General features: G+C 72.0%; 10 protein-coding genes. 4 read left to right on the top strand and 6 right to left on the bottom strand.

Annotated elements, in window-relative coordinates:
- Positions 1–87 precede the first annotated feature (87 nt).
- Complete coding sequence (locus tag AB0L89_RS31025) at positions 88–750, bottom strand: YoaK family protein (RefSeq protein ID WP_365148233.1); 663 nt, start codon at positions 748–750, stop codon at positions 88–90.
- Positions 751–1,038: 288 nt separating this feature from the next.
- Here AB0L89_RS31025 and AB0L89_RS31020 point away from each other — a divergent pair, with 288 nt between their 5' ends.
- Positions 1,039–1,527 (top strand): ferredoxin, encoded by a 489-nt coding sequence (locus tag AB0L89_RS31020; RefSeq protein WP_365148230.1) that lies wholly within the window; start codon positions 1,039–1,041, stop codon positions 1,525–1,527.
- A 13-nt stretch (positions 1,528–1,540) separates the two neighbouring features.
- Here AB0L89_RS31020 and AB0L89_RS31015 read toward each other — a convergent pair whose 3' ends face one another.
- A complete protein-coding gene (locus tag AB0L89_RS31015; RefSeq protein WP_365148227.1) occupies positions 1,541–2,164 on the bottom strand; it encodes an isochorismatase family protein in 624 nt (207 codons plus the stop codon).
- Between the two features lie 281 nt (positions 2,165–2,445).
- Complete coding sequence (locus tag AB0L89_RS31010; protein WP_365148224.1) at positions 2,446–3,438, bottom strand: DJ-1/PfpI family protein; 993 nt, start codon at positions 3,436–3,438, stop codon at positions 2,446–2,448.
- A gap of 194 nt (positions 3,439–3,632) precedes the next feature.
- Here AB0L89_RS31010 and AB0L89_RS31005 point away from each other — a divergent pair, with 194 nt between their 5' ends.
- Positions 3,633–4,820: an acyl-CoA dehydrogenase family protein gene (locus tag AB0L89_RS31005; RefSeq protein WP_365148221.1), complete on the top strand. Its 1,188-nt coding sequence runs from the start codon at positions 3,633–3,635 to the stop codon at positions 4,818–4,820.
- A 133-nt stretch (positions 4,821–4,953) separates the two neighbouring features.
- Here the strand turns inward: AB0L89_RS31005 and AB0L89_RS31000 are convergent, their stop codons facing one another.
- Both AB0L89_RS31000 and AB0L89_RS30995 read right to left on the bottom strand, forming a co-directional pair.
- Positions 4,954–5,538, bottom strand: a complete 585-nt coding sequence (locus AB0L89_RS31000; RefSeq protein WP_365148218.1) for a DinB family protein — start codon at positions 5,536–5,538, stop codon at positions 4,954–4,956.
- A 165-nt stretch (positions 5,539–5,703) separates the two neighbouring features.
- The gene (locus AB0L89_RS30995; RefSeq protein WP_365148215.1) at positions 5,704–8,094 is read right to left on the bottom strand and encodes an excinuclease ABC subunit UvrA; all 2,391 of its coding nucleotides are present in this window, start codon (positions 8,092–8,094) and stop codon (positions 5,704–5,706) included.
- 279 nt (positions 8,095–8,373) lie between these two features.
- On the opposite strand from AB0L89_RS30995, the gene AB0L89_RS30990 reads away from it, so the two are divergent.
- Positions 8,374–9,312 carry an oxygenase MpaB family protein gene (locus AB0L89_RS30990; protein ID WP_365148212.1) on the top strand — a complete coding sequence of 313 codons (939 nt, stop codon included), beginning with the start codon at positions 8,374–8,376 and terminating at the stop codon, positions 9,310–9,312.
- Entirely contained in the window at positions 9,294–11,531 is a 2,238-nt protein-coding gene (locus AB0L89_RS30985; RefSeq protein ID WP_365148209.1) for a tetratricopeptide repeat protein, read from the top strand. Before AB0L89_RS30990 ends, AB0L89_RS30985 begins: the two co-directional genes overlap by 19 nt.
- Positions 11,532–12,003: 472 nt before the next feature.
- Here AB0L89_RS30985 and AB0L89_RS30980 read toward each other — a convergent pair whose 3' ends face one another.
- The gene (locus AB0L89_RS30980) at positions 12,004–12,714 is read right to left on the bottom strand and encodes a type 1 glutamine amidotransferase domain-containing protein (RefSeq protein ID WP_365148206.1); all 711 of its coding nucleotides are present in this window, start codon (positions 12,712–12,714) and stop codon (positions 12,004–12,006) included.
- Between the last annotated feature and the right edge of the window lie 12 nt (positions 12,715–12,726).

Genomic DNA, 12,726 nt, shown 5'->3' with positions numbered 1-12,726 from the left:
GCGTGGCTCGGCAGATCGGTCACGTGCGCAAACCGGTCACGTGCGCAAACCGGTTACGTGCGTAATCCGCTCGCGCGCGTCAGCGGGTCACGCGCGTTCGCGGTACACGAGCGCCGTCGCCGCGACGATCAGCGTGGTCAGCAGCAGGGGCCAGGCGATGCCGTGGTGGAGGACGAGCCAGGCGCCGGGGATCGCGCCCGCGACCATCGCGCCCACGGCGACGATCCGGCGCGCGGCCCGCCGGTCGGTGCCGCCCGCGAGCCGCGACTCGGCGGCGAGCGCCGCCAGGGTGCGGGTGAGCACCGTCGTGGTCATGTCCGGTACGGCCAGTCTGCCGACGGTGCCGTTGCGCAGCCCCATCGCCAGGGCGACCGGGACGATCACGGCATACGGCGGCGCACCGCCGGTCGCGAACGCGACCGCCGTGGCCACCGCGAGGAGCAGCGCCTCGCCCCAGACCGCGGTGCGGACCCAAGGGACGCGGTGCCGCCCGCGGAAGGCGAGGGCGAGCCGTCCCGCCGCCACGGCGCCGACGAGGAAAGCCAGGAGGGACACCAGGGAGCCGGTGACGGAGAAGCCGGGCGCCCCGGCCAGGGCGAAGCCGATGACGACGACGTTGCCCGTCATGTTGGCGGTGAAGACGTGGCCCAGGCCGAGATAGCAGATGGCGTCGACGAGGCCGCTCACGGCCGTGAGGGTGATGAGGGCGAGGGACAGCGGGTGGCGGTCGCCGATCTCCGCCGTGGGCACGGAGCGGCTCCCTCGCCCATGGTGCCCGTGAGGCCCGCAGGGCTCATGGTGTCCGTGATGGGTCGTCATGTCGCCGTTCTACCGTTCGGGGGCGGACTGAACGGGGTGCGACGCCAACGGGGCGTGACGCGGGGGAGGGGAGCGGCGACAGGACCGCTCCCCTCCCTGCCTCGGTACTTTCCGGCCGCGCGCTTCGGCGTGTTTGGGCCGATCGACGGGGGGCTACCCGTGCGGGAGCGAAGGGAGGGGCCCGTGACACCCAGGCCACCCACGACCCCCGGTACACCCATGACCGTCGAGCCACCCCCGACCTCACCCCTGGCGGGCACCGCGCCCGGGTTACCCGTGGCGGCGACGATGCCCGTGCCGGCGATGCCCCCCGCGCCCGGGGAAGAACTGGGCCACCAGGACCTCGTCCGCTACCTGGAGGACCGCTTCGCGTGTGCGCAGGCCTGCGACGACTGCGTACGCGAGTGCGCCAAGCGGCAGGGCCCCGCAGAGTCCGGCGCCGGGCCCCGCCTCAACAGCGCCTGCGCGGACGTGTGCGACGCGACGGCCCGCGTCCTGGCCGACCAGGGCGACCAGGACGAAGAACGCGTGCGCATGCAGGTCGAATGGTGCCGCGCCATCTGCCTGCGCTGCGCCTGCCTGTGCGACCTGCGCGCGGCCTCGGCCGGCTGCGCCGAGGCCTGCCGCCGCTGCGCGAAGGCGTGCGACGACTTCCTGGCGACGATGGGCCGAGAGCCGGACGCACCGGACCGGGCGGGACGGAGGTGACGCGGGGCGGTGCTCAGGCGGGGAGCGCGTCGACGGTGGCGACGACGGGGCCGAACCGGTCCGTGATGGTCGTCAGGGCGGCGGCCTGCAACGTCTCGGCGGAGACGACGGCGCCGTCCGGGGCGGTGAGGGCGCGCGTCGCGGTGGCCTCGGCGACGACGGTCGGCCGGTAGCCGTGGTTGACGGCACCCTGGGCGGTGAACGTGACGCACATGTGCGTCATGAAGCCGGCCAGCACGAGATCCTTCTCGCCGCCGGGGGCGAAGCCCAGCCCGGTCAGGACCTTCTCCAGGTCGGTGCCCTGGAAGGAGTCGGGCAGCGTCTTGACGACCACCGCCTCGCCCTCGACGGGCGCGACCTCGTCGCAGATCGCGCCGATGTGGGCCCGGATGTCGTACGGGGTGTTCTCGCCGCTGTCGTTGACGACGTGGACGACCGGGGTGCCCGCGGCACGGGCCCGCTCCAGCAGCCGGGCGGCGGCCGCGGCGGCCTCGTCGGCGCCGGGCAGCGCCATCACGCCGGTGCGGTAGGTGTTCTGGATGTCGATCAGGACCAGGGCGGACTCGGCGAGCCGCGGCGGCTCGTTGTCCAGACCGAAGACGTCGCGCAGGGCCTGGGACGGGGTGGGCGTGCTCATCAGGTGCCTCTTTCAAGGGAATCGGGCATGGCGAAGCCGTCTGCCTCGCATGCGGAAAGGGATGGTCCGGCGGTGGGGCCGGTGAGGATCAGGCGGTCCGCTCGGCTCGCCTGTCGTACGGGGGCGACGGTCTGTCGTACGGAGCCGACTCCCGTCGTTGGCAAGCGAATCGGCTGTCGTACGGATCCGACCGCCTGACATAGGGAAGCGATCGGCTGTCGTACCGAGCCGACCGCCCGTCGTGAGGCGCCGGTCGCCCGACGCGGGCCGTCAGTCGCCCGTCAACCGGCCGCCGTACGGAACCGCCGTCGATACGCGACCGGCGTCGTCGCGACCTGCCGCCGGAACGCCCGGTGCAGCGTCTCGACCGAGCCGAGTCCGGCCGCCGCCGCGATCCGGTCGAGCGGATGGTCGGTCGTCTCCAGCAGCCGCCGGGCGACCTCGATCCGCGCGGCCTCGACGTACGCGGCGGGACTCGTCCCCGTCTCCTGGGTGAAGACGCGGGCGAAGTGCCGCTCGCTCAGGCACATCCGGGCGGCCAGCGCCCCGGCGGTGAGGTCGCCGTCGAGGTGGTCCGCGATCCACAGACGCAGCTCGTCGATGTCGCGCCGGGTGGTGGCGGACCGGCTGAGCGGTACGGAGAACTGGCTCTGTCCGCCCTGCCGTTTGAGGTAGAGGACCAGCTGCCGGGCGACCGTGAGTGCCGTCTGCTCGCCCTGGTCCTCGGCGACCAGCGCGAGCGCCAGGTCCAGACAGGCACTGATGCCCGCCCCGGTCCACAGCCGCCCGCGGTCGGTGCGTACGAAGATGGGGTCCGGGTCGACCGTGACGTCCGGGTGGTCGGCGGCGAGCTGGGCGGCGGTCGACCAGTGCGTGGTCGCCGTCTTCCCGTCCAGCAGCCCCGCCGCGGCGAGCAGGTGCGCCCCCACGCACACCGAGGCCACGCGCCGCGCGTACCGGGCGGTGTCCTTCACCCAGGCGACGACGTCCGGGTCGACCCGGGCCACGGGCCCGTCGTCGGTCATGTCGACCGCGCCCGGCACGAGCAGGGTGTCCACGTCCTCGCCGACCTCGTCGAAGGAGAGGTCCGCGAGGATCCGCACGCCGGCGGACGTACGGACCTCGCCGGCCGTCGGCCCGGCGAGGCGTACCTGGTATCCGGCCCGACCGGCGGTCTCGCGGTTGGCCAGCGCGAAGACCTCGGCGGGGCCGGTGACGTCGAGGAGATCGACATCGGGGAAGACCGCGATGACGACCCGGTGCGGAAGGGGCATGACCCCATCCTCGTCCCGGGCCTCCATGGCCGCAATGACGATTCCCTGTCACATCCGGACACGCCCCCGTCCGGATCCGCCCCGCCGCCTCCCCGCCGCTTCTGTCCCCGACGGTCCTGCCGTCACCATTCCCTATTTCTGAAACGAGTTCTACTGTGTCCGCCGTCGAACCCCGGACCGAGCCTGGAGGGGCCGTGCACCTCGAATACACGCCCGAGCAACAGCGGCTGCGCACCGAGCTGCGTGCGTACTTCGCCGAGCTGGTGCCGGACAACGTCTACGCGCGGTACGCCGACCCCGCCGCGCAGAAGCGGTTCTACCGCGAGACCGTGCGCCGTCTGGGCACGGACGGCTGGCTCGGGGTCGGCTGGCCCAAGGAGTACGGCGGGCGCGGGCTCAGCCCCATGGAACAGTTCATCTTCTTCGACGAGGCCGCGCAGGCCGGCGTGCCGCTGCCGCTCATGGCCCTCAACACGGTCGGCCCGACGATCATGCAGTTCGGCACGGACGAGCAGAAGGCGTACTTCCTGCCGCGGATCCTCTCCGGCGAACTGGACTTCGCCATTGGCTACAGCGAGCCGGACGCCGGCACCGACCTCGCCGCCCTCAAGACCAAGGCGGTCAGGGAAGGCGACGAGTACGTGGTCAACGGACAGAAGATCTGGACCACCAACGGCGACACCGCCGACTGGGTCTGGCTCGCCGTCCGCACCTCCGTGCCCGACGAGGGCGTACCGCTCCACAAGGGCATCACCATGCTCCTCGTCCCGACGAGCGACCCCGGCTACTCCTGCACCGTCATCAACACGCTCGCCTCCCACGACACCACCGCCAGCTACTACGAGAACATCCGTGTCCCCGTCTCCCGCCGGGTCGGCGAGGAGAACAAGGGCTGGCGCCTGATCACCAACCAGCTCAACCACGAGCGCGTCACGCTCGCCGCCCACGGCACGATGGCGATCCGGGCCCTGCACGACGTGCAGCGCTGGGCCATGGACACCAAGCTCGCCGACGGCCGCCGCGTCATCGACCTGAGCTGGGTCCGGCGTCGCCTGGCCCAGACCCACACCCGGCTCGACGCGATGAAGCTCCTCAACTGGCAGATGGTGAACGCCGTCCAGGAAGGCACCCTCACCCCGCAGGACGCCTCCGCCGTGAAGGTCTACGGCTCCGAGGCCCGCCGCGACGCGTACGCCTGGCTGATGGAGGTCGTCGGCGCGGCCGGCGCCCTGAAGGAGGGTTCGGCGGGCGCGGTCCTCCACGGCGACCTCGAGCGCGGCTACCGCTCGGCGGTGATCTTCACGTTCGGCGGCGGCAACAACGAGATCCAGCGCGAGATCATCTCCTGGATCGGCCTGGGAATGCCGCGCGTGCGGCGCTAGCCGGGTGTGACGCGGATGTGGAGGGTGCCTCACCTGGCAAGTTCCGCGAGCTTCTTGTGGCCGGGCGGGGCGGGGCGGGGTGGGGCGGCCGCCGGGGCCGCGGCCCCGGCCGTGAAGCGGCGTGGGGCAGCCTCTAGGTCTTGATCGGTGCGGCCGACCCGGCGGCCTGCTCGATCTTCGCGCGGTACGCCGCACGGGCTTCCTCGTCGATCCGCTGCTCGTGTTCGGGGCGCACCCCGGTCCGGCCGTCGAGGCCCTCGCGCAGGATGTCGGCGTGCCCGGCGTGCCGGTTCACCTCGCCGAGGACATGGACCATGATCGCGAACAGGTTCGTGTTCGGACAAGGCTCCGGCCACCACGGCACGTGACCGGGGGCGTCGAGGGGAAGCTCGTCGATCGTCGCGTCCGCGTGTTCCCACGTGCGCCGGTAGAACCCGATGATCTGATCGCGGGTCTCGTCCTCGGCCGCCCACAGATCACTGCCGTCGTGGTCCTGCCACCGCGGCAGCGGTTCCGGGGAAGGGCGGTCGAAGACCTCGCCGAAGTACCTGGCCTCGACGGTGGCCACGTGTTTGACCAGGCCGAGGAGGTTGGTCCCGGTCGCCGTCAGAGGCCGGCGGGCGTCGTATGCGGACAAGCCGTCGAGTTTCCAGAGCAGCGCCGTGCGGTCCCGCCGCAGTCTGCCGTGCAGGTTGTCCTTCGCGAACTCATCGATCATGCGGCGTGAGCCTGCCATGGGCCGCCCGTGGCCTCAAGATCCCGTACGTGGTCCGCGACGACCGGCAGACCCGATCCTGGCGATGGCCGCCAGGATCAGGCCCACCGTCAAGGCCGATGAGGGAGTCGGCCGTGATCGGCCGCCCCCCGGGCCACGCCGGAACCGTCAGGCCCCGACGTACTCCGCGAGGTGCTCACCGGTCAGCGTCGCGCGCGCGGCGACCAGTTCGGCGGGCGTGCCCTCGAAGACGATCTTTCCGCCGTCGTGGCCCGCCCCGGGCCCCAGGTCGATGATCCAGTCCGCGTGCGCCATGACCGCCTGGTGGTGCTCGACGACGATGACGGACTTGCCGGAGTCGACCAGCCGGTCGAGCAGACCGAGCAGCTGCTCGACGTCGGCGAGGTGGAGACCGGTCGTCGGCTCGTCGAGGATGTAGACGCCGCCCTTCTCCGCCATGTGGGTGGCCAGCTTGAGGCGCTGGCGCTCGCCGCCGGACAGGGTGGTCAGCGGCTGCCCGATGGTGAGGTAGCCGAGCCCCACGTCGACGAGCCGCTCCAGGACCTTGTGCGCGGCCGGGGTGCGGGCCTCGCCCTCGGCGAAGAACTCCTCCGCCTCGCTCACCGACATCGCCAGCACCTCGCTGATGTCCCGGCCACCGAGGCGGTACTCCAGGACCGACGCGTCGAACCGCTTGCCCTCGCAGTCCTCGCAGGTGGTGGCCTCACCGGCCATGATCACCAGATCGCTGTAGATCACCCCGGCGCCGTTGCAGGTGGGGCAGGCACCCTCGGAGTTGGCGCTGAAGAGCGCGGGCTTGACGTCGTTGGCCTTCGCGAAGGCCTTGCGGATCGGGTCGAGCAGCCCGGTGTACGTCGCCGGGTTGCTGCGCCGCGAGCCGCGGATGGGGCTCTGGTCGATGGAGACCACACCCGCCTCGGACGGCATCGAGCCGTGCACCAGCGAGCTCTTGCCGGAGCCCGCGACACCGGTGACGACGGCGAGTACGCCGAGCGGGATGTCGACGTCGACGCCGCGCAGGTTGTTCGCCGTCGCACCCCGGATCTCCAGCGCGCCGTTCGGCTCGCGCACCTCGTCCTTGACGGCGGCCCGGTCGCCGAGGTGGCGGCCGGTGACCGTGTCGCTCTGGCGCAGCCCCTCGACCGTGCCCTCGAAGCAGACGGTGCCGCCCGCCGTACCGGCGCCGGGTCCGAGGTCCACGACGTGGTCGGCGATCGCGATGACCTCCGGCTTGTGCTCCACGACGAGCACCGTGTTGCCCTTGTCCCGCAGCTTGCGCAGCAGGTCGTTCATCCGCTCGATGTCGTGCGGGTGCAGGCCCGCGGTGGGCTCGTCGAAGACGTACGTGACGTCGGTGAGCGAGGAGCCGAGGTGGCGGATCATCTTGACGCGCTGCGCCTCGCCGCCGGACAGCGTGCCCGACGCCCGGTTGAGCGAGAGGTAGCCGAGGCCGATCTCCACGAACGAGTCGAGGGTCTGCTGCAGCGCGGCGAGCAGCGGCGCCACCGACGGCTCCTTGAGCCCGCGCACCCACTCGGCCAGGTCCCTGATCTCCATGGAACAGGCGTCGGCGATGCTCTTGCGCTTGATCTTCGACGACCGGGCGCCCTCGCTCAGCCGCGTGCCGTCGCACTCGGGGCAGGTGGTGAAGGTGACCGCACGCTCCACGAACGCCCGGATGTGGGGCTGCATCGCCTCCTTGTCCTTGGACAGGAAGGACTTCTGGATCTTGGGGATCAGGCCCTCGTAGGTGAGGTTGACGCCGTTGACCTTCACCTTGGTCGGCTCGCGGTAGAGGAAGTCCTGCATCTCCTTCTTCGTGAACCGGCGGATCGGCTTGTTCGGGTCGAGGAAGCCCGACTCGGCGTACAGGCCCACCGTCCACACGTTGTCCGACTTCCAGCCGGGGATGGTGAAGGCGCCCTCGGAGATCGACTTGGAGTCGTCGTAGAGCTGGGTGAGGTCGATGTCGGAGACGTTGCCCCGCCCCTCGCAGCGCGTGCACATGCCGCCGACGCGGTTGAACGTCGCCTTCACGGTCTTCGTCCTCGCGGCGCCGCGGTCGACGGTGATGCCGCCGCTCGCCCGCACCGTGGCGGTGTTGAAGGAGTACGCGCTGGGCGGGCCGATCGTCGGCCTGCCCAGGCGGCTGAAGAGGATGCGCAGCATCGCGTTGGCGTCGGTCGCGGTGCCCACCGTGGAACGGGGGTCGCCGCCCATCCGCTGCTGGTCGACGGTGATCGCGGTGGTCAGGCCGTCGAGGACGTCGACCTCGGGCCGCGCCATGTTCGGCATGAAGCCCTGCACGAAGGTGCTGTACGTCTCGTTGATCAGCCGCTTCGACTCGGCGGCGATCGTGTCGAACACCAGGGAGCTCTTGCCGGAGCCGGAGACTCCGGTGAACACCGTCAGACGCCGCTTGGGGATCTCGATGCTGACGTCCTTGAGATTGTTCTCGCGGGCGCCGTGCACACGGATCAGGTCGTGGCTGTCGGCGGCGTGCGGTGCTGGCGACTGCGGGTTCGTGCTCTTGGCCATGGCTCTCGGTCTCCCTCTGTCGGGCGGGACCGGTCACACGGTCGCCGTCGTTGTCGCCTGGCTGGATCCGGCCGGCCCGGAGCAGTATCTCCGTCCCGCGGGAAAATGTCCGGCGGTGGCGCTCACGCACGTCACGCTAGGCGGGGGCAGGGCCCCGGCGCTTCTCGAATCCTGATCGATGGCGGGGCCGGTTCCGGACGGCGGGCGGTGCCTGGTGTCCGGCGCGCATCCTGGTCACACTTCGACGGTCAGGAAAACGCGCCAGGAGGGGGCCGCACCATGACCGAGCACATACCCGCGCCCGACCCCGGTCTCTTCGGCCCGGACTCGGTGACCTGGCAGGCCCACTCCGACCCCATGATGTGGATCGCCGGGATCCGCGCCCTCTACCTCCAGGCCCTGCATCCCCGGGCCGTCCGCGGCGTCATGCAGAACTCCGACTTCCGCAACGACGCCTGGGGCCGCCTCATGCGGACGGCAGGCTTCGTGGGCACCACCACCTACGGCACCACCGAAGCCGCCGAGAAGGCCGGCGCGCGCGTACGCAGGATTCACACGATGCTCAAGGCCACCGACCCGGAGACGGGGGAGCGCTACGGCGTCGACGAGTCCGCGTTGCTCCTCTGGGTGCACTGCGCGGAGATCGACTCCTACCTCCAGGTCGTACGCCGCTCCGGGTTCCCCCTCACCGACGCGCAGGCCGACCGCTACGTCGCCGAGCACCGGCAGAGCGCCCGTCTGGTCGGGCTCGACCCCGCGGGCGTCCCCGCGTCGACGGCCGGGCTCGCCGCGTACTTCGAGAAGGTGCGGCCCGAACTCGCCGCCGGGCCCGAGGCCCGCGCCGTCGACGACTTCCTGCGGCGCCCGCCGGTCCACCCTCTGCTCGTCCCGGCGCGCGCCCTGCTGTGGCGGCGTGTGGCCGATCTGGCGTACGCCTCCCTGCCGCCGTACGCCCACGAGCTGTACGGCAGGGCCGCCCCGCCGCCCGCCGAGGCCACCCGCCGGCTCGCCCGCGCCGGCACCCTCCTGCGCCGCGTCCCCGCGCGTGCGCGCTGGCAACTTCCGCCCAAGCACATCCTGCGCGCGGTGGCCCGGCTCGGTCCCGGCAGCCGCCCGGCACCGTACAAACTCGACAGACGGGACGCCATACTGGACGGGCCGGGGAGGGCGCAGCGAAACAACGGGGGCGACAGCACGCGATGGCGGACACCAGGCTGATCCAGAGCCGCTACCGACTCCTGGATCTGATCGGGCGCGGCGGCATGGGAGAGGTGTGGCGGGCGCGCGACGAGTCGCTCGGCCGCCAGGTCGCCGTCAAGTGCCTCAAGCCGATGGGGCCCCAGCACGACCAGTCCTTCACCCGTGTCCTGCGCGAGCGCTTCCGGCGAGAGGCGCGGGTCGCCGCCGCGCTCCAGCACCGCGGCGTCACCGTCGTCCACGACTTCGGCGAGTACGAGGGCGTCCTCTACCTGGTGATGGAGCTCCTCGAAGGCAGCAACCTCAGCCAGCTCCTGGAGGACAACAAACAGCACCCCCTGCCCGTCGCCGACGTCGTGGAGATCGCCGACCAGGTCGCCGCCGCCCTCGCGTACACCCATGAACAGGGCATCGTGCACCGCGACCTGAAGCCCGCGAACATCATGCGGCTCGCCGACGGCACGGTGAAGATCTGCGACTTCGGCATCGCCCGTCTCGGCGCCGACATCGGCTTCACCTCCCGCCTGACCGGCACGGGCATCGCGATGGGCACCCCGCACTACATGTCGCCCGAGCAGATCAGCGGCGACCCCGTCGACCAGCGCAGCGATCTGTACTCCTTCGGCTGCGTGCTCTACGAGATCGCCACCGGCGCCCCGCCGTTCGACCTGGAGGACGCCTGGGCCGTGCTCGTCGGGCACCGCGACACCGCGCCCGAGCCGCCCCGCAGGCACCGTGCCGAGCTGCCCGCCTACCTCGACCGGATCGTCCTCGACCTGCTCGCCAAGGACCCCGCCGACCGGCCGGACGACGCCCGCGAGCTGGGCCGCCGCATCGCCACGGGACGCAGCTCGTCCTCGTACGTGCCGACGGTCGCCACGCCCCCGGTGCGGCGCCCCGAACCGCTGCCGTCCCACGAGCCGCGCCTGCCCTCCTGGACCCGTGGCATGACCACAGGGCACAAGGCGGCCGGCGCGTCCGACCTGCGCGCCACCCCGCCCGACACGGCGGCGGGCCTGACCGGCGAGTGGATCCCGCGCAGGGACGCGCGCCGGTCCGCGGCCCCCCGGGGCTCCGAACGTCCCACGCCGCCACCGGAGCTGATCGCCACCCTCACCAGCAGGCACAACGCGGGCCTGAGCCTGGGCAGGCTCGGCCGGTGGGACGAGGCGGGCGAAGTGCACCGCGCGGTGGCCGCCGAGCGCGAACACGCCCTCGGCCCCGACCACCCCGACACGCTCGCCAGCCGCTACGAGGTCGGCTTCACGCTCAGCCGCACCGGCCGCGCCGCCGACGCGCTGCGCGAGTACGGCCGCGTCGCCCAGGGCCGCGAGCGCACGCTCGGCCCCGAGCACGCGGAGACGCTCGCCGCCCGCCAGGAGATGGCGTACGTCCTCGGCCAGCTCGGGCGGCACTTCGAGGCCCACCAGACGTACACCTCGGTGCTCGCCGTCCGCGAGCGCACCGTGGGCCCCGACCACCCGGACACGCTGCGCTGCCGCCACAACCTCGCGTACAACCTGAGCCGCCTCGGCCGCCTGGAGGACTCCTACCGCCTCGCGGAGCAGGTGGCCGCGGCCCGCGCACGCGTGCTCGGCGCGACGCACCCCGACACCCTCGTCACGCGCTATGAAGTCGCCTACGCCCTCGGCCAGTTGGGGCGCTGGCCCGAGGCCCTGCAGACCTATCGCGAGGTGGCCGACGCGCGGGTGCGGGCGCTCGGTCCCGACCACCCCGACACGCTCGCCGCCCGCTACGAGGTCGGCATCAGCCTCGGCAGGCTCGGCCGCAGCGGCGAGGCCCTGGAGCTGTACCGCGACCTGATCGACGACCGCACGCGCGTGAACGGCCCCGCCCACCCCGAGACGCTGCGGGCCCGGCACGGCCTCGGCGTGAACCTCGGGCGGCAGGGGCGCTGGGAGGAGGCCCTCGCGGAGGCGCGGGACGTGTGCGCCATCCGCGAGCGGGTGCTCGGCGTCGACCACCCGGACACCCTGGTGAGCCGCCGCGAGGTCGCCGTCGGCCTCGGCTGGCTGGGCCGCTGGGCCGACGCGCTCACCGAGTACCGCAGGGTCGCCGCGGCCCGCGAACAGGTCCTCGGCGCCGACCACCCCGACGCGCTGGCCAGCCGCAACGACGAGGCGCACTGCCTGGAGCAGTTGGGGCGCGGCACGGAGGCGGTGGAGCTGTACCGCCGGGTCGCGGCGCTGCGGCAGCGGCGGGCGACCGGGGGGCACTGAGCGAGCACGTGGAGGCTCGCTGGGCCGCGCGACGCGGTCGAGGGGGCCGCGCAGGGGGCGAGGTGACCGCGCCCGGCGCCACGCCCTGTCCGCGCCGGGCGTACCCTGTATGCTCTCCCGGCTCGCGGCCTTGGGTGTCCTTGTTGACCGGCGACTTTTCGTCGGTCTCAAGTCGAGGACACTGGCGGCCTGTCTCACGACTGCGGCACTTCCTCGATCGCTTCGTGGTGTTTGGTCGAGGTCTAGCGGGCCTGTACTGAGTCACTGCGCGAGGCAGGTAATCCGTTGCTGATCATGGTTGCGCCGGAGAGCTTCGCAGGGTGACCGTCTCAGGCCCCGGCAGGCCGGTGACGGTACGGGTGTCTACCGGGGATAACTGGCGGTCAGGCGAGGTCACTCCCGTTGACGTTGAGCGCGGTCTTCAGCGACGCCGATCCGACGACCATCTGTCACGGGAGGACTGCGTCTCGACTCAGCCTTGCTCCTTCGACGCGTTGCCCTCGATGGCCTGGATGACCTTCTTCGCTGTGGCCTTGGCCGAGCCCGGGTTCTGGCCGGTGACGAGGTTGCCGTCGGTCACGACGTAGGGGACGAACGGGAGTGTCGCCTTCTCGTAGAGCGCGCCGCGCTGCTTGGCCTGCTCCTCAGCGTTGTAGGGGACCAGCTTGTCGACGCGGGCGAGGACCTCCTCGGTCCAGGCGAAGCCCGTCATCCTGCGGCCGGCGATGAGGTAGGAGCTGTCGGAGAGCCGGGTGTTGAGCAGGCCGCAGTAGCCATGGCAGACCGAGGAGACGATGCCGCCGCGCTCGTGGATCTCGCGGGTGATGCGCTGCAGGCCCTCGCTGTCGGGGAAGTCGTACATCACCGCGTGACCGCCGGTGAAGTAGATCGCGTCGTACTCGGCCGCGTCGATCTGGTCCGGGCTCGCGGTTCTCTCGAGCAGCGCCATCTTGTCGGCGTCGGCACGCCACGCCTTGGCGGTCTTGTCGTAGTTCGGGAACTTCAGCGCACGCGGTTCGAGCGGCACCGCGCCGCCGGCAGGGCTGACGAGCGTCTGCTCGTAGCCGTGCTCCTCGAAGACGTGCCAGGCGTGCGTGAGTTCGGAGAGCCACAGGCCGGTGGCGTGGGACGGGTCGGCGTAGTGGCCGACGTTGGTGACGACGTTGAGGACGCGCTTGGGCATGGCTGATCTTCT

The sequence above is a fragment of the Streptomyces sp. NPDC052114 genome, from assembly GCF_040680155.1.
In the GTDB taxonomy this organism is placed as follows: Bacteria; Actinomycetota; Actinomycetes; order Streptomycetales; family Streptomycetaceae; genus Streptomyces.
Note: the sequence above shows the minus strand (reverse complement) of the source record. Positions and strands in the feature narration are given on the sequence as shown.

Excerpts from the sequence above, each read along its gene's own strand:
- AB0L89_RS31020 (WP_365148230.1), top strand. The coding sequence starts at position 1,039 with ATGACCGTCGAGCCACCCCCGACCTCACCCCTGGCGGGCACCGCGCCC.
- AB0L89_RS31015 (WP_365148227.1), bottom strand. The coding sequence starts at position 2,164 with ATGAGCACGCCCACCCCGTCCCAGGCCCTGCGCGACGTCTTCGGTCTG.
- AB0L89_RS31010 (WP_365148224.1), bottom strand. The coding sequence starts at position 3,438 with ATGCCCCTTCCGCACCGGGTCGTCATCGCGGTCTTCCCCGATGTCGAT.
- AB0L89_RS31000 (WP_365148218.1), bottom strand. The coding sequence starts at position 5,538 with ATGATCGATGAGTTCGCGAAGGACAACCTGCACGGCAGACTGCGGCGG.
- AB0L89_RS30995 (WP_365148215.1), bottom strand. The coding sequence starts at position 8,094 with ATGGCCAAGAGCACGAACCCGCAGTCGCCAGCACCGCACGCCGCCGAC.
- AB0L89_RS30990 (WP_365148212.1), top strand. The coding sequence starts at position 8,374 with ATGACCGAGCACATACCCGCGCCCGACCCCGGTCTCTTCGGCCCGGAC.
- AB0L89_RS30985 (WP_365148209.1), top strand. The coding sequence starts at position 9,294 with ATGGCGGACACCAGGCTGATCCAGAGCCGCTACCGACTCCTGGATCTG.
- AB0L89_RS30980 (WP_365148206.1), bottom strand. The coding sequence starts at position 12,714 with ATGCCCAAGCGCGTCCTCAACGTCGTCACCAACGTCGGCCACTACGCC.